This window comes from Vreelandella gomseomensis, assembly GCF_031451645.1.
Taxonomy (GTDB): Bacteria; Pseudomonadota; Gammaproteobacteria; order Pseudomonadales; family Halomonadaceae; genus Vreelandella; species Vreelandella gomseomensis.
The window spans coordinates 1-24,745 of sequence record NZ_JARWAI010000009.1; the positions used below are offsets into that span (position 1 = coordinate 1).

24 protein-coding genes are annotated in these 24,745 nt (G+C 54.5%); 12 read left to right on the top strand and 12 right to left on the bottom strand.

The genetic code is table 11. The annotated features are described in order from the left end of the window. Positions 1–164: 164 nt before the first annotated feature. Both cydB and QC815_RS12400 read right to left on the bottom strand, forming a co-directional pair. Complete coding sequence (gene cydB, locus QC815_RS12395) at positions 165–1,166, bottom strand: cytochrome d ubiquinol oxidase subunit II (RefSeq protein ID WP_310540034.1); 1,002 nt, start codon at positions 1,164–1,166, stop codon at positions 165–167. Continuing rightward, a complete protein-coding gene (locus tag QC815_RS12400) occupies positions 1,163–2,584 on the bottom strand; it encodes a cytochrome ubiquinol oxidase subunit I (RefSeq protein ID WP_310540036.1) in 1,422 nt (473 codons plus the stop codon). Before QC815_RS12400 ends, cydB begins: the two co-directional genes overlap by 4 nt. A 1,263-nt stretch (positions 2,585–3,847) precedes the next feature. Between QC815_RS12400 and QC815_RS12405 the strand changes: the two genes are divergently transcribed. The 7 genes from QC815_RS12405 (at position 3,848) to hemG (ending at position 11,823) form a co-directional block, all read left to right on the top strand. Beyond that, positions 3,848–4,495, top strand: coding sequence for a peroxiredoxin (locus QC815_RS12405; RefSeq protein WP_230445677.1), 648 nt, complete (start codon positions 3,848–3,850; stop codon positions 4,493–4,495). 78 nt (positions 4,496–4,573) lie between these two features. Then, positions 4,574–5,482 (top strand): MBL fold metallo-hydrolase, encoded by a 909-nt coding sequence (locus QC815_RS12410; RefSeq protein WP_230445678.1) that lies wholly within the window; start codon positions 4,574–4,576, stop codon positions 5,480–5,482. A gap of 22 nt (positions 5,483–5,504) precedes the next feature. Next, positions 5,505–5,939, top strand: coding sequence for a protein tyrosine phosphatase family protein (locus QC815_RS12415; RefSeq protein ID WP_310540039.1), 435 nt, complete (start codon positions 5,505–5,507; stop codon positions 5,937–5,939). 53 nt (positions 5,940–5,992) lie between these two features. Beyond that, positions 5,993–7,774, top strand: coding sequence for a SulP family inorganic anion transporter (locus QC815_RS12420; RefSeq protein ID WP_310540041.1), 1,782 nt, complete (start codon positions 5,993–5,995; stop codon positions 7,772–7,774). Beyond that, positions 7,750–9,216: a dihydrolipoyl dehydrogenase gene (locus QC815_RS12425; RefSeq protein WP_310540042.1), complete on the top strand. Its 1,467-nt coding sequence runs from the start codon at positions 7,750–7,752 to the stop codon at positions 9,214–9,216. The genes QC815_RS12420 and QC815_RS12425 overlap by 25 nt, the downstream gene beginning before the upstream one ends. A gap of 150 nt (positions 9,217–9,366) precedes the next feature. Continuing rightward, positions 9,367–10,329 carry an SLAC1 anion channel family protein gene (locus QC815_RS12430; RefSeq protein ID WP_230445682.1) on the top strand — a complete coding sequence of 321 codons (963 nt, stop codon included), beginning with the start codon at positions 9,367–9,369 and terminating at the stop codon, positions 10,327–10,329. A gap of 45 nt (positions 10,330–10,374) precedes the next feature. Then, complete coding sequence (hemG, locus tag QC815_RS12435; RefSeq protein ID WP_310540044.1) at positions 10,375–11,823, top strand: protoporphyrinogen oxidase; 1,449 nt, start codon at positions 10,375–10,377, stop codon at positions 11,821–11,823. 202 nt (positions 11,824–12,025) lie between these two features. On the opposite strand, the gene QC815_RS12440 is transcribed toward hemG, so the two are convergent. From QC815_RS12440 to QC815_RS12465, 6 genes are all read right to left on the bottom strand, one after another. Beyond that, on the bottom strand, positions 12,026–12,718 hold the full coding sequence (locus QC815_RS12440) for a permease (protein WP_310540046.1): 693 nt from the start codon (positions 12,716–12,718) through the stop codon (positions 12,026–12,028). A gap of 412 nt (positions 12,719–13,130) precedes the next feature. Then, entirely contained in the window at positions 13,131–13,874 is a 744-nt protein-coding gene (locus QC815_RS12445; protein WP_230445684.1) for a ZIP family metal transporter, read from the bottom strand. A 318-nt stretch (positions 13,875–14,192) separates the two neighbouring features. Further along, positions 14,193–14,666 carry a Dps family protein gene (locus tag QC815_RS12450; protein WP_230445685.1) on the bottom strand — a complete coding sequence of 158 codons (474 nt, stop codon included), beginning with the start codon at positions 14,664–14,666 and terminating at the stop codon, positions 14,193–14,195. 74 nt (positions 14,667–14,740) lie between these two features. Next, positions 14,741–14,932, bottom strand: a complete 192-nt coding sequence (locus QC815_RS12455; RefSeq protein ID WP_230445686.1) for a YgaP family membrane protein — start codon at positions 14,930–14,932, stop codon at positions 14,741–14,743. 29 nt (positions 14,933–14,961) lie between these two features. Further along, complete coding sequence (locus QC815_RS12460) at positions 14,962–15,441, bottom strand: DsrE family protein (RefSeq protein WP_230445687.1); 480 nt, start codon at positions 15,439–15,441, stop codon at positions 14,962–14,964. A 73-nt stretch (positions 15,442–15,514) separates the two neighbouring features. Then, positions 15,515–16,105, bottom strand: coding sequence for a rhodanese-like domain-containing protein (locus tag QC815_RS12465; RefSeq protein WP_230445688.1), 591 nt, complete (start codon positions 16,103–16,105; stop codon positions 15,515–15,517). A 590-nt stretch (positions 16,106–16,695) separates the two neighbouring features. Here QC815_RS12465 and QC815_RS12470 point away from each other — a divergent pair. Next, positions 16,696–16,863 (top strand): hypothetical protein, encoded by a 168-nt coding sequence (locus tag QC815_RS12470; RefSeq protein WP_230445689.1) that lies wholly within the window; start codon positions 16,696–16,698, stop codon positions 16,861–16,863. A 56-nt stretch (positions 16,864–16,919) separates the two neighbouring features. Here QC815_RS12470 and QC815_RS12475 read toward each other — a convergent pair whose 3' ends face one another. Both QC815_RS12475 and QC815_RS12480 read right to left on the bottom strand, forming a co-directional pair. Then, positions 16,920–17,975 carry an AbrB family transcriptional regulator gene (locus tag QC815_RS12475; RefSeq protein ID WP_310540056.1) on the bottom strand — a complete coding sequence of 352 codons (1,056 nt, stop codon included), beginning with the start codon at positions 17,973–17,975 and terminating at the stop codon, positions 16,920–16,922. Positions 17,976–18,075: 100 nt separating this feature from the next. Further along, a complete protein-coding gene (locus QC815_RS12480; RefSeq protein ID WP_230445691.1) occupies positions 18,076–18,555 on the bottom strand; it encodes a tripartite tricarboxylate transporter permease in 480 nt (159 codons plus the stop codon). A gap of 254 nt (positions 18,556–18,809) precedes the next feature. Here QC815_RS12480 and QC815_RS12485 point away from each other — a divergent pair, with 254 nt between their 5' ends. Then, on the top strand, positions 18,810–19,328 hold the full coding sequence (locus QC815_RS12485) for a molybdopterin-dependent oxidoreductase (RefSeq protein ID WP_310540058.1): 519 nt from the start codon (positions 18,810–18,812) through the stop codon (positions 19,326–19,328). Continuing rightward, the gene (locus tag QC815_RS12490) at positions 19,325–20,473 is read left to right on the top strand and encodes a GGDEF domain-containing protein (RefSeq protein ID WP_230445693.1); all 1,149 of its coding nucleotides are present in this window, start codon (positions 19,325–19,327) and stop codon (positions 20,471–20,473) included. Before QC815_RS12485 ends, QC815_RS12490 begins: the two co-directional genes overlap by 4 nt. Before the next feature lie 31 nt (positions 20,474–20,504). Here the strand turns inward: QC815_RS12490 and QC815_RS12495 are convergent, their stop codons facing one another. Next, entirely contained in the window at positions 20,505–20,987 is a 483-nt protein-coding gene (locus QC815_RS12495; RefSeq protein WP_230445694.1) for an NYN domain-containing protein, read from the bottom strand. 212 nt (positions 20,988–21,199) lie between these two features. On the opposite strand from QC815_RS12495, the gene QC815_RS12500 reads away from it, so the two are divergent. Beyond that, entirely contained in the window at positions 21,200–21,502 is a 303-nt protein-coding gene (locus tag QC815_RS12500) for a hypothetical protein (protein WP_230445695.1), read from the top strand. A 217-nt stretch (positions 21,503–21,719) separates the two neighbouring features. After that, on the top strand, positions 21,720–22,637 hold the full coding sequence (locus QC815_RS12505) for a homocysteine S-methyltransferase family protein (RefSeq protein WP_230445696.1): 918 nt from the start codon (positions 21,720–21,722) through the stop codon (positions 22,635–22,637). A gap of 41 nt (positions 22,638–22,678) precedes the next feature. Here the strand turns inward: QC815_RS12505 and QC815_RS12510 are convergent, their stop codons facing one another. Then, a complete protein-coding gene (locus QC815_RS12510; protein ID WP_230445697.1) occupies positions 22,679–24,721 on the bottom strand; it encodes a CocE/NonD family hydrolase in 2,043 nt (680 codons plus the stop codon). Between the last annotated feature and the right edge of the window lie 24 nt (positions 24,722–24,745).

The window sequence follows — 24,745 nt, forward strand, 5'->3', positions numbered from 1 at the left end:
TCACCAGGCTCACCGCATCCGTCTTGAACTCATCGGAAAACCGACGTCGAGTCTTCTTTGTCATGAACACCTCCATTGCCTCCATTATGAGACTTATCGGGGTGTCCGCTCCAATTAGACCAGTTCACTTTGTTGGGAGGTGGCTTGGGCCCACGTTATGCTGATCAGTGGTAACCTTCCCCCACTTTAATTTTGCCGCGAAAAACCCAGTAGGTCCATGCGGTATACGTCAGCACGATAGGTACAACAACCAGAACACCCAGCAACAAAAACAGCTGAGATTCCGGCGCAGAAGAGGCATCCCAAATGGTGTAGTTAGGTGGCACGATAATTGGCCACTTGCTTGCTATTAAACCAAGGTATGTAAATACGAAGATGCCAAGCGTCATAACAAAAGGAAGGCCTTCGTCTTGGCGTTTGACTGACCGGTACACTATCGCTGAACAAAGTAAGGCGAGAGTGGGCAAAATCCAGATCGTCGAGAACTGATCTAGCCAGCGACCGCGTACTTCAGGACTAACCAAAGGTGTCCAGAGGCTCACCATGGCAAAGACGACCAAGACAGCCAATAAAAGCCTGGGTGCAATGGTGTAAGCCCACTGCTGTACATGTCCTTCTGATTTCATTATCAGCCAAGTTGAACCAAGCAGTGCGTAGCCTGCCATTAGCCCTAATCCTGTCAAGACAGTAAAGGGCGTGAGCCAATCGAGCGCGTCGCCAACGTAACGAAAATCTTCAACCGCAAACCCCTGAATATAGGCACCTACAACGGCTCCTTGAGCAAAGGCTGCAATAGCTGAGCCCAAGAAAAAGGCACGGTTCCACCAATGGCGATTTCTATACGATTTAAAGCGAAACTCAAATGATATGCCGCGGAAGATCAAGCCGGACAGCATCAAAAAAACGCCTATATATAACGCAGGTAAAAAGACAGAATATACCAGCGGAAAAGCACCAAGAAGACCTGCGCCACCCAAGACCAGCCATGTCTCATTGCCGTCCCATACAGGCGCTACAGAATTCATCATGACATCACGCGACTCCTCGTCGGGTGCAAAGGGATACAGGATCCCAAGGCCCAGGTCGAAACCATCCATAATGACGTACATGATGATGCCAAAACCGATGATAGCGGCCCAAACAATCGCCAGGTCGATATTGATCATGCGCTTGCTCCTGCCTTGTGATCGCTAAAATCATCATCAAGTGGTGTATGCGCAGCTGATAACGGACGCTTAGGGCGCTCAACTTCACCATGAACTTCTATCGGATCCTTGAGCATTCCGTTTCGCACGACACGGGTGAGGTAGAAAACGCCGATAAAAAAGACGACACCATAAACGGCTATGTAACCCATTAGCGTGAATAGCGCCATTCCACCTGTTAAGGAAGGCGTTAGGCCATCTGCGTGTTTCATCATGCCATATACTAACCACGGGGCACGTCCGGCCTCTGTTACGATCCAACCTGAAAGCACAGCGATAAATGGACTGGCGATCATGCCAACCAATGCTCTGAGGTATAGCCTGTTCTGAAAAATGCGCCCCTTTCTACGCATGAATAGCCCCAACAATGCAACGCCCATCATCAAGAAGCCAAGGCCAACCATCACGCGGAAAGACCAGAATACCAGGGCAACGGGAGGCTGTTCTTCTGGTGCCACTTCAGAGATGCCGGGAACAACGCCATCAGCACTGTGTTTAAGGATGATGCTTGCCATGCTGGGAATGCCAATTTCGAATCGATTCGTCTGATTTTCCTGATCAGGAATCGCAAATAAAAGTAACGGTACGTTAGAGCGGGTTTCCCAATTACCTTCCATAGCTGCCAGCTTGGTAGGTTGATGCTCGAGCGTGTTTAACCCATGGAAATCGCCAATCAATGCCTGTGCAGGAGTTAAAAAAAGGAGTAGCCACAGGCACATAGAAAGCGCTTTCTTGTTGGCCTCAACATCGCGGTTACGTAACAGATACCACGCGCTGACACCTGCAACAACAAAGCCACCGGTTAGGAAAGAGGCCATGCCCATGTGCGCAAAACGATACCAAAACGATGGGTTGAAAATGGCTTCAATCCAGGAAGTAATATGGAAGCGACCATCAATCAATTCGTATCCAGCTGGTGTTTGCATCCAGCTATTGGCAGAAAGAATCCAGAAGGACGAGATAAAAGTACCGGTAGCTACTGTGATGGCGGCAAACAGGTGCACACCCTGAGGTACTTTACCGCGGCCAAACAACAAAACGCCTAAAAAGGCGGCTTCGAGAAAAAAGGCAGTCACAACTTCGTAGCTCAGCACCGGTCCAAGAAAGTTCGACGTTGCATACGAAAAGTTGCTCCAGTTAGTCCCGAACTGGAAAGACATGACAATGCCGGAAACCACGCCCATTCCGAACACGACGGCAAAAATCTTGGTCCAGAACAGGGCCAAGCGATCCCAAACCTTATTCGCTGTCTTATAAAAAAAGCCATGTAGAACAGCGATATAAGACGCAAGTCCTATCGTGAAAACGGGAAAGATAGCGTGGAAACAAACCACAAAAGCAAACTGTAGCCGGGATAGAATCAATGGATCGAGTTCCATCGTGACCTCATGGGGCATGAAGCGGTATAAGCGATAGGGGAGTCGTCCATACCAAGTGATTGAGACATATCCTTAATATCCCTTTAGGTAATATGCTTATTACTTTTTTGATTATACAGTAGGCCGGCCTGATGAAACACGCGAGATTGGTAAAATCAGTGATGGCGTATTGTCGCATCATGGTTCGAGAGGGGGGCTAGTGTCGGCCATCGATAGTCCATGGGCGATTGACGCGTATTTTTACAACGTTGCGGGGAAATGAGGGCAACGAAGAATCAAATACTGTTTTTTTCGGCCCTCCGCCGTTGTGTGTGGAATTTGTACCCTGAGCTGGGCCAAGCATGGACTCCACAACGGCAATAGGTATGGCATGGATACCCCCCAGGTGCTAACTCTTGGTCTGGGCTTGGAAGCGCCCTGGATCCTCAAGGGTCAGCATCTGGACACCGCTGTGTCGCCCCAGCGTCTGGATCTCTATGCCGAGGCGGAGCGAGACAGTTTCTATTCTTGTCCGGCATGCGGTAAGACTTGCCAAGCTCACGACGATGCCGACGAACCCTGGCGGCATCTGAACCGCTACCCGCATGCTTCGCACGCAGTACCCTGAACATGGCGTCAAACGTATAGGAGTGCCTTGGGGCCGGCCAGGCAGAGACTTCACTTAGCTGTTCGAGCAAGCGGCCATGTGCTGGGCAAGAAAATGCTGGTGCTGGCCGTCTCCCGCCAGTTGAAGATTTCCGACAAACGGCTATGCGCCTCGTGCATCACTACGCGGGCCACATGCAGCGTAAGCAGTAACCAGGGATCTTCGCTTGCGGCTAGGGCGCTATCCTAGCGCCTTTCTGAAAGCCCATGGCAGCGATACGGACAGTGTGCGATTACCTTTCCAAGGCGAGGGTAACCGTTGGCGGCTTTCCAGGCGTTGTCAGTCGATCAGAGCACTACAACCGGTGCCTGGCTGAGCACGCTGGTCGCCACGCCCCCGATGCCTGTCTCTTCGTGTATTCGCGCTCCTTCCGCCATTCCAGAAAGCCTCGTCACGCATCAACGTCCCCGTTCGCTACTTTTCTGCTCTTGCCAGTGGGCGTGGCCATTTGCTTTAGACGAGCCGTGCGAGTTTTTCGCAAGAGCATTGAGAAGCATGTTTGGCGCCTGATACGGCCTATCAATGTTCAGTCTATTGGTGCGATTACGCTAAGCTATTCGCTTGTTATAACAAAATAAGCTATCGTTATTCCTGTAACCAACCCCAAGGAGTCCGATATGTCTAACGAAGATTTACAACCGGTGATGCCGCAAATTAACCGTCCCGCCCCGGATTTCACGGCAAAAACCACCCACGGTGAAAAGTCGCTTAGCGATTACCGAGGCGAATGGTTGGTGCTGTTCGCCCACCCGTCAGACTTCACCCCGGTATGCACCACAGAATTTTCGGCGTTTGCGAATTACGCGGATCAGTTCAAAGAGGTCAATACAGAACTGCTAGGGCTTTCTATCGATAGCATTCATTCGCATATCGCCTGGATACGCAGCATCAAGGACAACTTTGGTGTCGATATTACCTTTCCGATCATTGCCGATCTCAATATGAAGGTAGCGAACGCCTACGGCATGATTCAGCCGGGCGCTAGTGACACCGCAGCGGTTCGCGCCACTTTTGTCATCGATCCGGAAGGGATTCTGCGCGCCATGTTGTACTACCCAATGTCCAACGGCCGCTCGGTGGAAGAAGTGCTGCGTCTGGTCAAATCGCTACAAACCAGTGATCAGCATGGTGTTGCAACCCCCGAAGCCTGGCTGCCCGGTCAGCCGGTGATCGTACCCCCGCCGCATACCTCTCACGATGCGGAAGCTCGTCAATCTGAAGGTTACGAATACACCGACTGGTATTTCTGCAAGAAAGCCCTTTAACACGAGTAGTTCGTCACCGATGACAATGGCCTCTACTGCTCATCAAGCGGATATGCCTCGATTTTCAGGAGGGAAAGCATGAATACCTTTGCGCTCTCAAAGCATAACGATGCAGGCACACCGGATGTCGCCGGTTTTTTTGACCCGCGCACCTTCAGCGTTCAGTACGTCGTGAGCGACCCCGCTACCCGACAGTGCGCCATTATTGATCCGGTGCTGGATTTCGACGAGAAGTCCGGCGCGACGGCAACTCACCATGCCGATGAGCTGCTGGCCTATATAGCAAAAGAAGGCTTAACGGTGGCGTGGATCCTCGACACCCATCCGCACGCCGATCACTTCTCGGCCGCTCACTATTTACAAAACAAAACCGGCGCGCCCACCGCGATTGGCGAGCATGTCACCAAAGTCCAGGCGCTCTGGAAAGAGATCTATCACTGGCCGGAGATGCCAACGGATGGCCGTCAGTGGGACACGCTGTTTAGTGAAGGCGACACCTTCAACATCGGTGAGCTGAACGCGCGCGTTCTTTACTCTCCCGGTCATACGCTGGCCTCGATCACCTACGTGATCGGCGATGCGGCCTTTGTGCATGACACCCTGTTCCAGCCAGACTTCGGTACCGCACGAGCTGACTTCCCGGGTGGCGATGCCAAAGTATTGTGGGAGTCCATTCAGCAGATTCTGTCGTTGCCCGACAGCACACGGCTATTCACCGGCCACGACTATATGCCCGAAGGTCGGGAGCCTCGCTGGGAAAGCAACGTGGCAGAACAACGCGCCCACAATCCTCATCTGGTCGATATGAGTGAATCGGCCTATATCGATCTACGCCACCAGCGCGATAGTGATTTACCCATGCCCAAGCTGATTCTGCATGCGCTGCAGGTCAATACGAGAGGGGGAAGGTTGCCGGAGCCAGAAAGCAACGGAAAGCGTTACCTGAAAATCCCACTGGATGCGCTGGAAGGCGCCGCCTGGGAGTAGTTAACCACCTCTTGGAGGGAGCATGATGATGCAAACACAACCTTTAGAGGCGGACGTTGAGATTACGTCATCGCTCACGGTAGATGACCTTGAGCAGGCCAAAGCCAAAGGTTTTAAAACGGTAATTTGTAACTGCAAGCCTGGTGAAAGTGCCGAGTTCCCTGACGAAGACACCTATCGGCAAAAAGCTACGGACATTGGCCTGGAGTGGGTGCACATTCCGGTTACGCCCGGCGACTACAGCCAAGCGGATGTAGCGGCTTTTGCAGAGGCGCTGAAGCAACTTCCGCGGCCTATCTTGGCTTTCTGCCGTACCGGTAAGCGTGCAACCCATCTATGGGCCTACGCTAAGCGCAACAATGAACAGTGCGATCTGGCCGAGTTGTTTAGCGCGGCCAAAGCCGCCGGTTTCGATTTAGAAGCGCATCGGCAAGGGCTTGAAAATCAAAACGCTTGATAGGGCAGCGACGTCAGGCGAAATCGATATCAATCAACCAGCGGGTACGCCTTATGAGGATTGATGGCTGGGTGCCGCTCGTCGGTTGGCTACGCCACTATAACCGACAGCTACTCTCACAAGATGTACTGGCTGCGGTAATCGTCACGTTGATGCTGGTGCCACAGGCGCTGGCCTACGCTTTGTTGGCCGGGTTGCCGCCGGAAATGGGCCTTTATGCCAGCATGCTGCCACTGGTGCTTTACGCTGTTTTTGGCACCAGTGCTAGCTTAGCGGTGGGGCCGGTGGCCGTGGCGGCTCTTATGACGGCGTCTGCGCTTAGCAGCTTTGCCGAACCCGGCAGCCCGGAGTACGTAGGGGCTGCGCTGGTACTGGCAATGCTGTCAGGCTTGATCTTGATGGTCATGGGGGTTCTGCGCCTCGGTTTTCTGGTCAACTTCCTGAGCCATCCGGTAATTTCGGGGTTTGTAACCGCCTCGGGTATTCTGATTGCCATCAGCCAGCTAAAGCACCTTGTCGGCGTTGAGGCATCAGGCCATAACGTCATTGACTTGCTGGGCGCGTTGATGGGCGAGTGGCATCAAGCCAACCTGATTACGCTGCTGATAGGCTTGGCGGTGTTGGGCTTTCTGGTGGTGTGCCGCAAGCGTTTGAATCTTTGGCTGAACGCCATCGGCGTTTCGTCCACCCATGCAGGGCTCATTGTGAAGGCCGCACCGATCTCGGCGGTGGTTGTCACTACGCTGCTCACCTGGGGGCTTAACCTTGAGCAGCAGGGTGTTGCCGTCGTAGGCGCTGTGCCCAGCGGTCTGCCCGACCTCATGCTACCCAGCCTGGATCAATCGCTGTGGCTTGGTCTATTGCCCGCCGCGCTGCTGATCAGCCTGGTAGGCTTTGTCGAGTCGGTGTCGGTTGCGCAAACCCTTGCGGCCAAGCGCCGCCAGCGCATCGACCCCAACAAAGAGTTGATTGCCCTGGGCATGGCAAACGTGGGGGCGGGCGTTAGTGGCGGTTCACCGGTATCCGGCGGTTTTTCGCGTTCGGTGGTGAATTTTGAAGCCGGCGCGGCGACGCCGATGGCCGGGGCGTTCACCGCTTTCGGTATTGTCCTCTCCACCCTCTTATTGACCGACCTGCTGGCGTTTTTACCGACGGCGACCCTGGCCGCCACGATTATCGTGGCGGTCGGTACGCTGATTGATTTGCCGGCGATCAAGCGCACCTGGCAATACTCGCGCAGCGACGGCGTGGCGATGATAGCAACGTTACTGCTCACCCTGCTTCACAGCGTTGAGGTCGGCATTATCAGTGGCGTGATGCTCTCATTGGGGTTGCATCTGTATCGTACCAGTCGGCCTCACAGCGCGGTGGTGGGGCGTGTGCCGGGTACTGAGCACTTCCGTAACGTCAAACGACATCAGGTTGAAACCGATAAGCACGTCGCGATGCTGCGGATCGATGAAAGCCTCTACTTTGCCAATGCCCGATATCTGGAAGACACCGTCATGGCGTTGGCTGCTCGATCACCCTCGATAAAGCATATTGTGTTGACCTGCCAAGCCGTCAACGTGATTGATGCGTCGGCACTCGAAAGCCTGGAAGCGATCAACACACGGTTAAAGGACGCCGAAGCCACGCTGCACCTGGCGGAAGTCAAAGGGCCGGTAATGGATCGTTTAAAGCACACGGACTTCTGCCACGAGCTGACCGGGCAGGTGTTTTTCACCACCTTCGATGCTTGGCAGACGCTGGCCCAACCTGGCGACACAATCACACCTTCCGTGCCAATCCCATTAGAGGAGACAAGGCCATGCGAAAGCAACATGCCACGATAGCCATTATTGGGGCAGGCAGCGCTGGGCTTAGTGCCTGGCATTCCGCACGCAAACATACCGATGATGTAGTGCTGATAGAGGCAGGAACGTATGGCACGACGTGTGCTCGCGTCGGGTGTATGCCCTCGAAGCTGCTCATCGCCGCTGCTAATGCGGCGCACCATGCACGGAACACGGCGATGTTTGGGATTCACGTTAATGATGTAAGGGTCGATGGTCAGGCGGTAATGACGAGGGTCAAGCATGAGCGCGACCGCTTCGTTGATAACGTGCTCAAATCGATGAAAACGATCCCAGAGTCGCAGCACCTGAAAGGTCATGCCCGTTTTGTTGACCCCCATCGACTGGCTATCGATGACCATACCCAGCTCAAGGCCGATGCGATCATCATTGCTACCGGCTCTCGGCCAACATGGCCCGGCCTGCTGGAAGCCGCTGGCGATCGGTTAATTGTCAATGATGACGTGTTCAACTGGGAAACGTTGCCTGCGTCGATCGCAATCGTCGGCCCTGGCGTGATTGGCATGGAGCTGGGGCAGGCGCTTAGCCGATTAGGCGTAAGAACCCGCACATTTGGTGTGGGGGGTGGAATTGGACCTTTTCAGTCTGAAACACTTCGCGAGCTGGCGGACAACACATTCAACCGCGAGCTTTATCTCGATTCTGATGCCAACCTCGAAAAGGTTGAACGCCTAGATAACGCCGTTGCCCTCACATTTGAAGAACGGGAGAGCGGACAGACAATCACCGAAACCTTCGACTATGTGCTTGCCGCCACAGGGCGTCAGCCCAACCTTGATCATTTGTCAATGGAGCAGGCAGGTCTTTCTCTAACCAAAAATGGCATTCCTAAATTCAATCGTTTCACCCTGCAATGCCTAAATGCAACAGGCACGCCAAGCCATATCTTTATCGCGGGTGACGCCAATCAATCGGTGCCGCTTTTGCACGAGGCTATCACCGAAGGAAAAATCGCAGGTCGTAATGCTGCCAACCTTGAGGATGTGCAAGTAGGCCAGCGCAATGTTCCTCTGTCGATTGTGTTTACTGAACCCCAGATGGCGATTGTGGGTGACGGTCGTGCGACGTTAGACGCTCGATATGGTGGTTGTGACTGCATTGCTGAAGGCGGGGTTTCCTTTGCCGATCAAGGCCGGGCACTGGTTATGGGTGAAAACATGGGTCATCTCGAGCTTTATGCAGAGCACGGTAGCGGGCAGTTTCTGGGTGCTGAGCTCTTCGGGCCGCAGGTTGAGCACATGGCCCACCTGCTCGCCTGGTCACTGGAGCAGAAGTTAACCGTCAGCCAGATGCTCGCAATGCCCTTTTACCATCCGGTACTTGAAGAGGGATTAAGGTCAGGATTACGCGATTTACAGGCAAACCTCCGACAGGGGCCTGCCATTACTGAACGTTGCATGGAGTGTGGTCCAGGCGATTAAGGGTATGTTTCAACTACCGAACGCTTTATCGAAACCGACCTGGTTTATCAGCGCCTTGTTTCAGTAGACCAAAGCAGGGTATTCCCACCCTCAAACACCCAAACATGTCTATAAGTAAGCCCGGGCTATGTGATCAGAGGAGATGAATTGATGACCAAGGTGCGTCCTTCACGGCTGCAGAACTTCCCCATTTCCTGGTTTGCCACTGTGATGGGAATGACTGGGTTCACCATTGCGTGGCACCGGGCGGAGGGCTTGCTGGGTCTTTCCGTAAAGTTCAGCCCGGTATTACTTGGCCTGACGGTCGTCACATTTGTTGTTTTGCTGGTGCTCTATCTGATCAAGGCGTTGAGATATCCCGGTCAGGTTAAAGCTGAATTTTCTCATCCGATAAAAGTTAACTTTTTTCCCGCTATATCCATTGGTCTGATTTTATTGAGCATCGCGCTTTTGCCACATAGCAATACCGTGTCTTTCACGTTGTGGAGCGTTGGCGTGGTCCTTCACCTGGGCTTCACGCTTTATGTTCTCTCTGCTTGGTTGCACCAGACCCACTTTGAAGTTACTCACATCAATCCGGCCTGGTTTATCCCTATCGTGGGCAACATTCTTGTACCCATTGCAGGTGCGCAGCATGCCTCGATGGAAATCTCCTGGTTTTTCTTCAGCATCGGGTTGGTTTTCTGGGTGGTGCTGCTGACCATCATTTTCTATCGAATGTTCTTTCACCAGCCCTTGCCGTCCAAGCTTTTGCCTACATTGTTCATCCTGATAGCACCGCCGGCCGTTGGATCCGTTTCATGGTTTCAACTGGTGGGTGAAATCAATGCCTTTGGTCGCATTCTCTATTACTTTGCTCTGTTCATGACGCTGATGTTACTGAGCCAGACAGGACGGTTTCTTAAGCTGGCATTCTTCCTGTCTTGGTGGGCGTATTCGTTCCCGATGGCGGCGATTACCATCGCTAGCTTTTTAATGTATGAGCAGTTGCAGCTTCCGTTCTTCAAGGGCCTGAGCGTGGGGCTTCTGGGACTATTGACGATTTTGATCGGCATTCTGGTTATCAGGACGGCCCAAGCTGTAAAGGCACGGGCGATCTGTGTTCAGGATTAAGCCTTAAACTGTCGAAACTTTGACAACAATCGATTAAGGGTTTGTATGCAAGGTGCCACACAGGCTGAAGAACAATCGTTTCTGATTATTGGGGGAGGAATAACCGGACTCTCGCTTGCTCTTGAACTCGGTCGCCACAATAAATCCGTGACTCTGGTTGAGGCTGACGAACACTTGGGGGGAAATATACGGTCAGTGACTGAGCAGGGATGGCACATGGAGCTTGGCCCCAATACGCTGATGGCACAGCCTTCGCTATATCAGCTGATAAATTCACTGAACTTAACGGGCAAGGCCATCTTTCCGCCTGAAGCCAGTCGAAAGCGTTACGTCGTCAAGGACAGCAAGCTAATTGCGCTGCCTGATAGCCTTAAATCTGCTTTAAAAAGTCCGCTTATAGGGTTTGAAGGCTGGCGCCACCTGCTTATGGAACCTTTCCGAAAACCAGCGTCGCATGAAGAAACACTTGCCGCCTTCGTTCGAAGACGCCTCGGGCAAAATATTCTCAGTCACTTTGTAGACCCGTTTGTGTCTGGCGTCTATGCAGGTGCGCCAGAACGCCTGTCAGCGAAAACTGCTTTCCCACGCCTTTATTACCTGGAGCAAACACACGGATCATTGCTGCGCGGTGGAATAGCTCAAATACGCTACAGGAAAAAAAGGCGTGCCAAAGATCATGAGGCTGGTTTCCCTGAGGAGTGGCGTGGCAAGCTTGTTAGCTTCCCTGAAGGGTTGTCTACCTTGACTAATGGCATCAGACATGAGCTGGAGCGGCTGCCCAACGTTCGCCTCGTGACCGGAAGCCGAGTGGAAAAGATCAGTCGCGAGAATCTCACATGGCATGCCGTCGATCAGAAGGGACAGGCTTTTGTCGCCCATAAGCTAATACTGACAACACCAGCACACGTCAGTGGATCACTCCTGAGCAACATAAATGCTGAACTTCAGTCAGAGTTGGAAAGCATTGTTTACCCACCGCTTGCCGCCGTCGTACTGGGGTATCCCGAACGGGCCGTTAAACATCCGCTGGATGGCTTCGGCATGCTTATTCCCAGCAAAGAAAACAAGCAAACTCTTGGCGTCCTATTCTCTTCCACTCTTTTTCCGCAACGCGCGCCCAAAGGTCACGTGCTTTTTACTTGTTTTATAGGTGGTCGTAGAAACCCGGCGGTTAACGACCAGTCAGACGAACAGCTAGTGAACACCGTCAGCTCAGACATCAGCCAGCTGCTCGATATCGACACTCAGCCAGTCTTTACGAAAGTTGCTCGGTGGTCGCAGGCGATTCCGCAGTACGATATTGAGCATTTAGCGCGGATAGCTAAAATCGATAAAATTGCGCAGGCATATGCAGGTCTTCATTTGATAGGGAACTGGCGTGATGGCATTAGTGTAGGAGACTGTATTGATAATGGTCATGTCATGGCACAGACATTACTGGGCACTGAGACGCACGCCAGCACTGGTGCTTCGCCGTCATCCAATGAAAGATGACCCGCAATCAGGATCTGCATCACAAGCTCGGCGGCTAGCGGCATCCCTGGGGTGTCTGGCGTTTACTGCCCGAAGTTAAACTACCCCGATAAAGCGTTATTACCGGGGTGTTGATCTGCCTGAATTAATTCTTTAGCAGGGTCTCGATCTTCTCGTGATTTGGAACGCTACCACTGTGCACAAGCTTGCCGTCGATAAGTGCTTATTCAAAATTAATCGCGTGATTAGCTCCGTAGCCACTGAGTAGCCGATAGACCTCCTTCCAGATCCGTCCGACGATCTCTTTGAGCTCGTCGCGCGCAAAGACATGACGGTCTTTCATCGTCAGCGTTTTCGCATCAGGGGGCGATTCATCGTTATGGGGATTCTCAGCAGCTTGCTGGTAGGCCTTTGCAGCAAAGTCCTTGAGCCAGCATTCTCCCTTCAATATATCCAAGATCATGCCACCACCGATCCCCACTGCCATGCCAATAACGACATAAACCAGGGTGAACTCCCAGCCCAATAGGCCCCACAGCATGATGACCGCCACCTCGTTGATGATTGGCGAGGTGAACAGGAAAGCCATGGTGATGCCCAGGGGGATCCCGGCGCTGGTAAACCCCAGAAATAGCGGAATACTGGAGCAGGAGCAGAAGGGTGTTATGGCGCCGAAACCGGCACCAAGTCCATAACCCACGAATCGGTTCTTTTGCTGTATGTAGTGACGAATCCGTTCGAGATCCAGCGAGGCACGTGCCAGCGCGATGATATAGATCATCACCACTAGCAACGCGAAAATCTTGGTAGTGTCCTCGACAAAGAAGTGCAGCGAGGTGCCTAGTTTGCTCTCAGGATTCAGACCGGCAAGGCCGTAGATGAGCCAGTCGGCCAACCAAGTAAAGACCTCAAGCATAATCAGCGTCTCTCTGTTTAATAGGAGTTGTCACACAAGAAGACGCAGCAGCAGGCAAAAGGATGCAGTCTGGCTATAAATTTTTTCCTATTCGTCTTGAGCACGATGACAACAGAGGTGTCCCTGCTCATCGAAGACGATGCCACATTGCGCAATCAGCCGCTGACGCAGGCGCTGCCGGTCGATTAATTGATGTGTAAATGGTCATGCTTTCGGAGAAGCGAGTCGGCAAGAAGTTGACCTATTCAAAAGTGCCTGGGTGTAAGCATGCTGAGGCATATTGTCGGCTATATCTTTTTAAATTCCGTGTCTAAAAAGTGTTAAATGGATTGCGTTTATTTCTTCGGCGATGAACCTTCTTTTGGATATTTAAAAGGAAACTGTCACCAATGAGGTGTTATATAAATTTATCTCAATGTATTCCGTGCTGAAATGCATACATGGCAAAAAACGCTAATGCTACTGTAGTGGCAGCAGCATTCGGGGAAGCAGATTTAAATGCGTCGGGTATAAGTTCAGCAAATACCATCCATATCATGGCTCCCGCAGCCAACCCAAGTCCGATTGGTAAAAAAGGCGCGAACCAAGTGACGAACATGAATGCTGGAACTGCCATTAATGGCTGGGGCAGGCTGGTAAAAATACTCCACCCTCCTGCTTTCCAAACTGACATTCCTCGTGGGATCAGTACCAAGCTGATAGCAAGTCCCTCAGGAATGTTGTGAATAGCGATAGCCGCGCTAATGAATATGCCAAGTGACTCTCCACCTCCATACGAGACGCCTACTCCCACTCCTTCGGCAAAAGAGTGGATAGTCATTATGCCCAAGATGAGCAATGCCTTGCGTGCACTAGCACCATTTAGTTCACTCACACTCGGTGCGCCGCGTCGTTCAATTAATTTGTCGGATATGACGACCAGCAGTAAGCCTAAACCCATACCTAGCAACGTCAGCCAAGGGGCGTCTCGACTTCCTTCACCAACCAGGCTATGGCTGGCGGCCAGCATTAACCCTGCGGCTACCGCATTAAATATACTTAGCAAAAAAGGGCTAAAATTCTTTACAAAAAGAAACGGCAGTGCACCCAATCCGGTCGCAATAGCCGTAATCATCGCAGCCCAAAATACAACCCAAAGTGTAATTTCGATTGACATTTTTTCTCCACGAAGACGGTTTTGCAGTAAGCAATCATATCGAGATAAGGATGGCTCATTAGTCGCTTGCTATTTATGCTTTAATAGTAATTTGTGAGTGAAGCTTTCTGAGTGGGCTAGTTGTTCCTAAAATTGAAATATAAGGCGGTAGGTGTAAGTCTGGCAGGAACTGATGGGTTGTTAATAGTGGTGCCGGCTTTTTTGAGTTTTTGATTTAGATAAAAAATAGATGGTTTTACGATTTTGCCACTCTCAGACGTCAGCAACACCAAACCTCCAGGTCTGGCGTTGCTGTAATCAGGTCGCTATTCACCTGAATCAATCCAGATAGGAAGTGAGCATCCACACGGTTTTTTCCTGTTCGCGAATATAGTCTCCTACCTGAGCAGCAGTACCTTCATCGCCAGCATTCGACGCTAGTGATAAAATTTCACGCTGTAATTCAATTAGCGCCTGGTAGCCCTGGAGTATTCCTCGCACGCAGGCCTCGCCGTCTTGTACGTCTTTATCTTCTTGTATCTTGGCGACATCGATGTAGTTGCTATAAGCATGAATCGGATAATGACCAAGGGTAAGAATACGTTCGGCAACCTCATCAACCTTCGCCAGCAAGTCTGTATAGAACTCCTCGAACTTCTCGTGAAGCTGGAAAAATTGACGACCTTTGATATTCCAGTGGTATCCACGCACATTCATGTAGAAGACTTGATAGTTGGCAAGTAGCTCATTGAGCTTTTGAGCCAGTTCGCTAGCACTCACCTCGTTCAATCCAATATGATTTGTATTGCTCATGCGACTATCTCCTATATCTTAACGTAAATGTCAGTGTTGGTCGGCTCTCTGGTTGTGCTGTTGGTTCACGCTGGTTATTTTTTTAGCTTGCATGTATTAATGCCAATCAGCTTGTAGGCCGGGCAGAAGTTAAAGAGGCCCGTGGCTAGTGGCAAAATGCCAATCCAACCCCAAACGCCGACAGTGCCTAAAATGGCTAATAAAATCAGCGTTAACCCCACCAGGATGCGTAATATCTTATCAATATTACCTACATTGCTTTTCATTTTTGAACCCTTTAGGTTATCTAAAATTTTCAGAAGCTATAAACAGGAATCGCTGGATCGGTCATCATCTGTGCAATAGCTTCGGGCGTCGCTACCCCCACACCATCTAGAAGATCTTCCTTATCATATTCGCTATTGGGCAAGTAGATAGCACAAACATCTACATTGGCCCCTTTTTCTTGAAGCATGCTGAGGATCGCTTCGGGTTTGACCCGACCCGCTGGATTGCTAGGTGGTGTATTGATGGCCTCGGCGCTTTCATAACCCTCGACCGCTAGATCCCCAGAGGCGTCACAGAGCAGGATATGCACGCGGGTGCCCTGCTGCTGCATGGCATTGGACAAAATCATGGCCATGCCTTGGGTCTGCAGCGATCCGTTGGTAAGTATCACTAACGCCTGGTCTGCTTGCTTCTCAACTTCATGCTCGTCACTCATCGCGGAACCCGAGAAAACCAGTGCAGCCAGTGCGGCTGCTAGCACTGGCGGGATAACGTTCTTGATAACCATACGATCACCTCATTGGGCTTCATGATGTCTAAAGCCAAGCTGAACGCGCCTGACCATCCGTTTTTTGTGTCATTCAATCATCGTGTTGCCAAACAACGTCCGGGTTTACCTCATAACTCCATGGCAGGTCAGAGTTGCGCCAACCATTAAGACCCCTTACGCCCTGAGAAGCGCCATCCCTCAGCTTTTCACCCTCGAAGCCGTCAGTCATGGAATAAACATCGCTATACCCCATCTCGGCAATCACATCAGCAGCGGGAGCGCTGCGAGTAGCGCCTGAGCGGCACATCACAATGATGGGATCGCTCTTGTCTACGCCAAGCGCCTCTATTTCAGCTCTTACTTGCTCTTCAAAATCAGGATTTCTGACCACGGGCCATGTTTTCGCCTCTTCATCAAATTGGTCGCGGTCTGATAGCACCCAGGGCACATGGATATCGGTAGGCTCGGCAAAGCCGGTGAACTTAATTTCAATTGGATCGCGTACGTCGATTAATACAGCATGATCATTTGCCTGCATTAAGTTATAGGCCTCCGTAGCTGTGACATAGAGCCCCGATTCCGTCTCGCGGTAGGCCTCAACATCATCGGCCAGCGAAGGCATAGACACTAAAATCATCACGCCTCCCAATGTTGATAATAAGAAAGCTAATGGGCTTTTCATAACTTTTTCCTCTAAGGTAATAACATTTGATTTGTTATTCAGCGTAGCTGCTTTTCTGAACGAAGACACGAGGCAATTAGTCGCAGCTTGACCCAAGTCATCTCATGAGCATTATCCAACGACAGCAGAGGTTGTTGATTGGTGTAGAGGATGACCCATCAGTGGATCTACGGACTCATAGGGGGCAGCAAGAAACGAGGCAGAACATGATGGAAACGGCTCCGGCCATGCTATCAGCGCTAGTTGGCTAAGCGGGCGGTATCGGGCGTTATCCCGCGTCATGCGGGGCGAGCAGCTCTCTGCCAAGGTGGGAGAAGGGCGCTATATCGGACATTGGGAAGGCGACACGGTGCTAAAAGGCCGCGCAAGGCACTGAACTGGGGCATACCGCTTCACGTCTGCGTCGGGGTGCTCAAGAAATCCGTCGCCGTTCCGAGCACTCTTCAATAGTGTTGCGCCTGGAGCTCGAGGCCGTCCGTTTGAACTGATGTTCGATAACGCCGTCGAAAGAAGTGTGAGACAAGGGCCGGCTTTCGCCGACAAGCTATTACTCCCCGTTCTTGCGGGACGGGGTCTTCGCGGAGCACTTTATGGAATACGAACATGCAGTTGTGAAATTCGAAGAAGGCGTTGGCACTCTGCTCTGCAACGGCTGCGGCATTACCATCGCTGAGGGTACCGAGCACGAGGACAGGGAACACTACTGCACGATGTGCATGAGCGGTAACTGCAAAGCAAAATTCAAGAAAGGAAAGTAAAAAATGGGTTCTTAGCCGCCGCCTGCATGACCTTGATCCGCCCCTGCGGACAATCACTAGGCGTTGGGCACCGTCCGCCTGAGCAACAGCGGAAGCAGCAACATCAGCAGCGTGATACGTAGCAGATGGTGAGTGGTAACAAAGGCAGGGTCGATGCCCAAGCTCAGTGCGACCAGGCTTAGCTCCGGGGCACCGCCGGGCATGTAGGCGAGCAGCGCTGCCGCGGCGGAATACCCGGTGAGCAGGTGGCCTGCCCAGGCCGCGATAATGGCGAGAAACAACAGTACCAGGGCCTGAATGACGGCCATTAGCAGCGCCATGCCCACTGCACCAAGCTTGGCGCCAGCAAAGCGAACGCCCACGGAGATACCGATGATCACCTGGGCGAACGCAATGATTACCGGGGGCACCGCGGCGTGGGTGAGGCCTGAGAAGTGCAGCACCCCTGAAACCAGCGCCGGGCCAAACAGCAGCGGGCTGGGCAGCCTAAGTATCTTGCCCAGCCATATACCGCTGATACCGGCCGCCAACAGCCAGCCAACATCTACCGGTGTTGGCATCCATAACCACTGCGACAATGCGGGCGTGGCGCTGCCAATATCGACATGGCCGATAAACTGCAGCGCAGGCGGAATGGCCACCAGCAGCACCAGGATACGCACGGCGTGGGTAATGCCGATAATGCGTAGATCGGCCCCGGAGGAGAGTGCCATCCCCGTCACCGTGGAGACCCCGCCGGGCACGCCGGAGTAGAGCGCGGTCTCCCAAGAGTGGCCCGCCACGCGGCAGGAGAACCAAACCGAGAAGGTCATCATCACCGCCGTGGCGATCAGCATGACGGCAAGACTGATACCCCAGAGGCTGGCATCCCCGGTCATCTCCGGTGTGAACGCTGAGCCAAGCATGACCCCAATGACCACCAGTACCCCCTTGCGCCCCTTGCGCGGTGACTCAAGCGGGACGCCCACCAGAGAGGCCACTGTGGTGGCGATCATGGCACCCAGCAACCAGGGGAGTGGTATTTGTAGCCAGTAGGCCAGCCCACCGCCAACAAGCCCGAGTGCCAACGTCGGCAGAAAACGACCTAGCGAGCCTATCCTTGCTGCCAGCATGGTTTTCAATCTCCTTTTAACGTTAAAACCCCGGCAGTTGAGAGCATCTGCCGGGGCGGTCGTGTTGCGTGTCGAGCGATCGGCTTTTGGCTTTCGTCAATCAGCGTCTGGCCGCAAGCATCTTCGGCACTGCCCAGGGCAGCACCAGCAGCAAGGCAGCGGCGATCCACAGCCCCAGTGAGATTCCCGACTGCCATAGGATACCGACATCGCCCCCGCTGATGGACAGCGCGCGGCGAAGGTTCTGCTCCATCAAGCCTCCCAGCACGTAGCCAAGAATCACGGGGGCCAGGGAGAACCCCAGTTTGCGTAGCAGGTAACCAAACACGCCGATGATCAGCATCAGGTAGATGGCAAACAGGTCGGAGTGCAATTGGTAGACGCCGACGAACGCCAGGATAGCAATGGCGGGCACCAATACCCAGCGCGGAATGGTCAGCACGCGGGCAAATACGCCCGCCAGCGGGAGGTTCAGCATCAGCAGTACAACGTTACCGATGTAAAGCGAGGCGATCAGGCCACCGGCCACTTCCGGGCGTTCGGTGAACATCATCGGCCCTGGGGTGATGTTGTAAAGCATCAGCGCGCCCAGATCGGCGACTAGTCATCCCCGGGCTCAACGTTTGCATGCTTGTGTACGGGGGAGAGTCGAAGTGCGTGTGCCCCCTGAGTCGGTACGCGACGCGAGAGGGTGGGTATCATCACGGCAGCTATGCATCTTCACTGCTTGCTAATGTCGATGGGAGCAATGAGTGTTCAAGGCCTCATTACCTGACTAGACTGTTCTGCTGTTTACGCGGTATGTTCAGTACATCACTATGAAGAGGCTCGGGTATGTTAACGTCCATTCGGCAATTGCTTACCGCCGTTGTCTTTGCTGCCGCCTCGTTGGCAGCGACCGCTCAAGGGGCAGAAGTCGCCTCAAGCAACCTGGCAGCGTCGGAGGATGAAAGCCCGATTCTCATGCTTCATCGTGCCGGGGAACGCTGGTCAATCAGCCGCGAGGACATTGAGCAATCTCCGCTCTACGAGGTATCCCTGCAGCATTTCGAAGGCCCACAGGGGCGCTTTGCGGGGGTCTGGCTGGACGACTTCCTCGACGCCGAGAGTATCGACGATGCCGTGACGTTACGCTTCGTGGCTCACGACGATTACACCACCTTCATAACGCCGGATGATCGCGCAGCCAAACGCTATATGCTTGCCACACGGCTGGATGGCGATCCGCTGACCCGAGAGGAATTCGGCCCGACGATGTTGATCATTCCCGAAGATGCCGACGCCGTTGAAGCGGGCACCGTGAGCATGACCTCATGGATATGGGCGATTAAAGATATCTATCTCCAGCAATGAATCGGCGCTTTAACCGGCCGCTTGGCTGGCAGTTAGGGCTTGGGTTCACCCTGCTGGCTGGCATTTGCGCAATCGCAACGGGTGTCTACCTGTACCAGGTGCGCCAGCATCTCGGATCAAACTACACGGCGCTCGTGGCCGATGTCATACGTCCGCAGCTGCATACCGTCCTGCTCCGTTCCGCATTGGAAGACTTCCATGCGCACCCGCAGGATAGCGAGCTGATCGAACGCTTTGACAACCTGCTCTGGCGAATTCCTCAGCATATCGAGGGCGTCGAGTTCGGACTCAGCAAGACCCCGTTGGCACCCGCCGCCTATGAAGCTGCGTTGAATCGCCTGGAGCGGGCAAGGGAACATCTCCCTGAACTGCGCCAGGCGCTCGGCGAAATTGCCGCTGGCGCGCCGCCGGATGACCTGATTCAACAGGGCTTCGCCATTGAAAATGACTTGGCGCAGGCCTACAGCCGACTCAGTTACCTACTACATGCTGAGGCAGCCAAGCAGCGGATCGTGATGGAGCGCCTGGCGATAGGCATTGCGCTGCTGATCCTTGTCATCCTGATCCTGGTTGGCTGTCTCATGCTGGTCTTGATGCGCCTGCATCATCAGCATAAAAAAGTACTCAGGCTCAGCCTGATGGACGAACTCACCGGGCTTGGCAACCGCCGTTACATGCTCAATTTCACCGATCTGCTGTTCGAACAGAGTCAACGCAGCGGCCTCCCCCTGAGCATGGCGCTTATTGACCTTGACCATTTCAAGCGCGTGAATGACGATTTTGGTCATCCGGCAGGCGATCAAGTGCTTAAAGTCGTTGCGGATGCCCTGCTTGGCGAGGTTCGCAAGGTCGATGTGGTAGCGCGGCTGGGTGGCGAAGAATTCTGCGTGCTCATGCCTGAAACCGATACGCAAGGCGCGCTGGACGTCACCGAACGGATACGTCAGCGAGTGGCGTCGCTATCACACCAAGCGTTTGGCGTGCCTGTTGCCGTGACGGTCAGTCTGGGGCTGGCCACGGTTGTCGCGGATGACGCAACCTTCGATCAGCTCTACTCCCGGGCCGATCAAGCTCTCTACCAAGCCAAGCTCCAGGGACGCAATCGCGTTGCGGTGGACTGCCCTCATGGTTCATGCAACGCCTGAGTCGCCATATATTTAATTAGAAATAGTTAAATCAATGCGGTTTCAGTAAAAGCGCCTCATCAATCGCGATGAACTCGCTGGCCTCGCGCATGAGTGACGCGGCGGTCAGTTGGGGGACGCCATAGACCTCAACGGTCTTTTTGTATTTTACCCGGATCTTGTTGGCGAGCAGATCAAAGTCTCCATCGCCGGACACCAGCACAATGACATCGGCGTCCTGCGCGTGCTCCATGACATCGATGACAATGCCAACATCCCAATCGCCTTTCGCAGAGCCGTCCCCACGCTGAATAAAAGGCTTCAGTTTCACCTCGAAGCCAATCGCCCTGAGAATGTTTTGAAACTCGCGTTGCTTGCGGTCCCCCCTGTCGATGGCATAGCAGAAGGCGTGCACGACGTCTCGGTTGGCGGTGGCGCTCGCCCAGAACCTGTTGTAATCAAAGTGTCGGCCATAGGCGTCACGCACGGTGTAATAGACGTTCTGGACGTCGACAAATATCGCCACCTTTGTCATGCGGGTCACCTTCTATAAAGCATCTATGTGGTACCCCATCATGAGCGGGCAAGCGGCAGGTGGCGAGGGTTTTCGCGTCAATATCATATTTAGTTAAATTTTTTCGAATGGAACAAGCAATTAAAGTAGCTTTTTAAGGAACGTCCGATCCATTAGCATGCTAATCAACAGAGGGAGAGCATTTCTCTGTACTAACGCAAAGGAGACGTATCATGAAACTTAAGACAACGCTTTCAGCTCTTGTCATTGCCGCTGTTCCAATGGCCGCACAGGCCGGTCAGGCATCCGAGCGTACCATGGAGTTGAACGAGCCCCTTCAAACGGCGGGTCAGGTAACGCACCAGGACGCTGGCACGTCGGTATCGGTCATGGATGTTTCCCAAGGCATCGTGAGCGAGGGCGACAGCACCGCGATGGCAAAGGCGCGCGCTAACCTTCAAGCCAACTACCAGCACGAGACGGATATCGAGTTGAGCGCTGATGAGCTGGCGCCGGCACGCGAAGCGACCACCTAAACACGATCGCTCATCAAGATGCTGGTTGACCTATCAACCTCAAGGGCCCCGACAAATTGTCGGGGCCCTTTTGTTTACTCGCTCATTTATCAAACAACCTGACGCGCATGGTTTGTTATGCTGCCAACTGCTGGCTCGACTGACGCTGAAACGTGACGACGTTCGGCATTCGCCAGCCGGCAACGTGATAAGTATTTAGAGACAAGGTGGTGACCCGATGCGTACTGAAAAGGTGGATATCGTGCTGCTTGACGGCGGCATGGGGCAGGAACTCAGGAAGCGCAGCCGCCAGCCGGCGTCCCCGCTGTGGTCGGCGCAGGTTATGCTCGACGAGCCTCATCTGGTCACAGACGCCCACCGTGATTTCATTCAGGCGGGCGCCCGGGTGATCAAGCTGAATAATTATACGGCAACGCCGCTTCGGCTGGCCCGCGATGGCGACCCTGCCACGTTCGAGCCGCTGCATGCGGCGGCGCTCGACGCCGCTCATCAGGCGCGTGAAGCAAGCGCAAACGCTCAGGACGTGCGCATCGCGGGCTGTCTGCCGCCCCTGGTGGCGAGTTACCACCCGGATAGCGTACCGGATGATGCCACTTGCCTGCGCGACTACCGCCGCCTGGTGGCGCAGCAGGCCGACGGTGTCGACCTGTTCCTGTGTGAAACCATGTCGCTGATCCGTGAAGCGCGTGCCGCGACCACGGCGGCGGTGGAAAGCCGGCATCCGGTCTGGGTGGCGTTTACGGTAGACGATCGCGATGGCGCGCGGCTGCGCTCCGGCGAATCGCTGACGGAAGCGGCCCGGGAGGTAGTAGCGCTCGGCGCTGAGCGGATACTGGTCAATTGCTCCGTACCAGAGGCCGTGACCGCCGCGATGCAGGCGCTTGCCGAGCTTGATGTGCCATTTGGCGGCTACGCCAACGGCTTTACGTCCGTGGACGCGCTGCAGCCCGGCGGGACGGTGGACACGCTGGCGTCGCGCGCCGATCTTGATTCGGAGGCCTATGCCGAGCAAGCGCTTGCCTGGGTCGAGCAGGGCGCAACGCTGGTGGGCGGCTGCTGTGAAGTTGGCCCCGCCCACATCGCGGCGCTGGCCAAGTGCTTGACCGAAAGGGGCTACCGGCTGGTCGCGTCCTGAGGGAGCGGGTCACCCTTCCTATGGGCTTCTTCTTGCGTTAATTACACCAGGTCGCGGGGAATTTCCTCGTCCCAGCTCTTGGCAAAGACGCGGCTGTCGCCCTCGAAGGCGTCCAGCGTGGCACGCAAGCGGAAGTTGTGCGCATCCGAGGTCATCAGGGTGCGGGTCACGCTGCGTACCATCCAGTCGCCGCGTCGAAAGCTGCGCTCCCACTCGGTCCAGCCGCTGAGGCTATCGTAGTTGCCGTAGGCATAGGTGTAGCGCTCGGTCACCCGAGATGACAGCTCCAGGTCAATGTCATCGATCCGGAAAGTGCCTTCGTCGTTGATCACCTCGAGGGTGGTCTGGTCCTGGGCCAGGTCACGGATGACCCGCCAGGCTTCCTGGCTGGGCTGGATCAGGGTGACCGCAAGCGGTGGCGCGGCTTCCGGCGGGCCGAACGCGGGCAGCGCGGCTTCTTCATCGTGCTGTGGTTCACGACACGGCAAGATCAGCCGGCAGCCGGCCGGGTGCACGGTGAGTTTGACGGGCACCGGCGACGGCCAGGCGAGCGGCCAGTAGCTGGTCGAGAGCGAGAGGCGGATGGCGTTACCCACGGGAAAGTGTTGCGCGATATGCTTCAGGAGGATGCGCACGCGATAACGCTTGCCCGGCACCAACGGTTCGGGAAATTCATCGCTGTCGCGGTGGGTCAGGTTCAAAAGCCCGTAGGAAATCCGGGTTGCCTTGTCGTCCTGGGCGATGTCGCTGAGCCTTAACGCCACCATGGCCACGGGCTGGTCGGCTTCGATGTCGAGTTCGACAACCGGCTGTCCGCAAATCTCGATGGCCTCATCGAGCCGGGCCGTCTGGAAGATCAGCGAGCCGCCGTCCTCGTCGCGTTGATCGTGGGGCAAGTCTGGCGGCGCATTGTAGGAACACCACTTGCCGGCATACAGGCCGACGGACAGTGGCGAACGCACGGCGAGCGGGATATCGTCGTCCGTCTTGCCCGCGTCAGCCCCTTGCCCGGCAGGCAGCAGATCATGGCCGCTGGTGAGGCGAAAGGGCGCCGGCTCGATGCGCGGCGACGGCCAGTTGGGCTCAGCCACCCAGCGGCCCGGTCGTTCTTCGTAGCGGGCGGACGGAGGCACCGAGTCCTGCATCCAGACGCGCAGCATCGGCTCCTCCATGATGCCGGTTTCCTTGCCCTTCAACCAATAGTCCCACCAGCGCAGAGATTCCTGTAAAAAGCCGATGGCCGGCCCCGGTACCCCAAGGTGGGGGTACTTGTGCGACCAGGGGCCGACCAGGCCCTTGCGCGGCACGTCGAGCCCTTCAAGCAAGCGGAACACGGCATTGCAGTAGCCATCGGCCCAGCCGCTGACGGCATAGACAGGACAACGAATGCGCGAGAAATCCTCGCAGACTGAGCCATGCTTCCAGTAGTCGTCGCGGCGCTGATGTTGAAGCCAGGTCGAAAGCCAAAGCCCGCTACCCTCAAGGCGTTCCTGCCACATTTCACGCCAGCGCTCACCGACCAGCTGCGGGTCAGGAGGGCAGGTGTTGCCATCGAACATGGTCGAGGCCCACGACAGGTTGTCGCCGAGCAGGCAGCCGCCCATGTGGTGCACATCATCGGCGTAGCGATCGTCGGTCGAGCACAGCGTAATGATGGCCTTGAGTTCGGGCGGCTGGAGGGCGGCAATCTGCAGGCCGTTGAATCCGCCCCATGAAATGCCGATCATGCCGACATCGCCGGTGCACCAGGCTTGTTGACCGAGCCACTTAAGAATTTCGACGCCATCGTCCAGTTCTTGCTGGAGGTATTCGTCGGTCAGTACGCCGTCTGATTCCCCGCTGCCGCGAATATCCACCCGAATGCCGGCATAGCCGTGGCCCGCCCAGTAGGCGTGCGTCTGGACGTCGCGCATCGCCGTCAGGTCGCGCTTGCGATAGGGCAGGTATTCAAGGATGGCAGGCACCGGATCGCTTTCGGCATCCACCGGACGCCAGATACGAATACCCAGCCGGCAGCCATCGGCAAGCGTGATCCAGTCTTCCTCTTCCTGCACCTTGCGGGGCAAATCGCTGACGATGTGCATGACCTTCTTTCCTTTTCCGTGGCG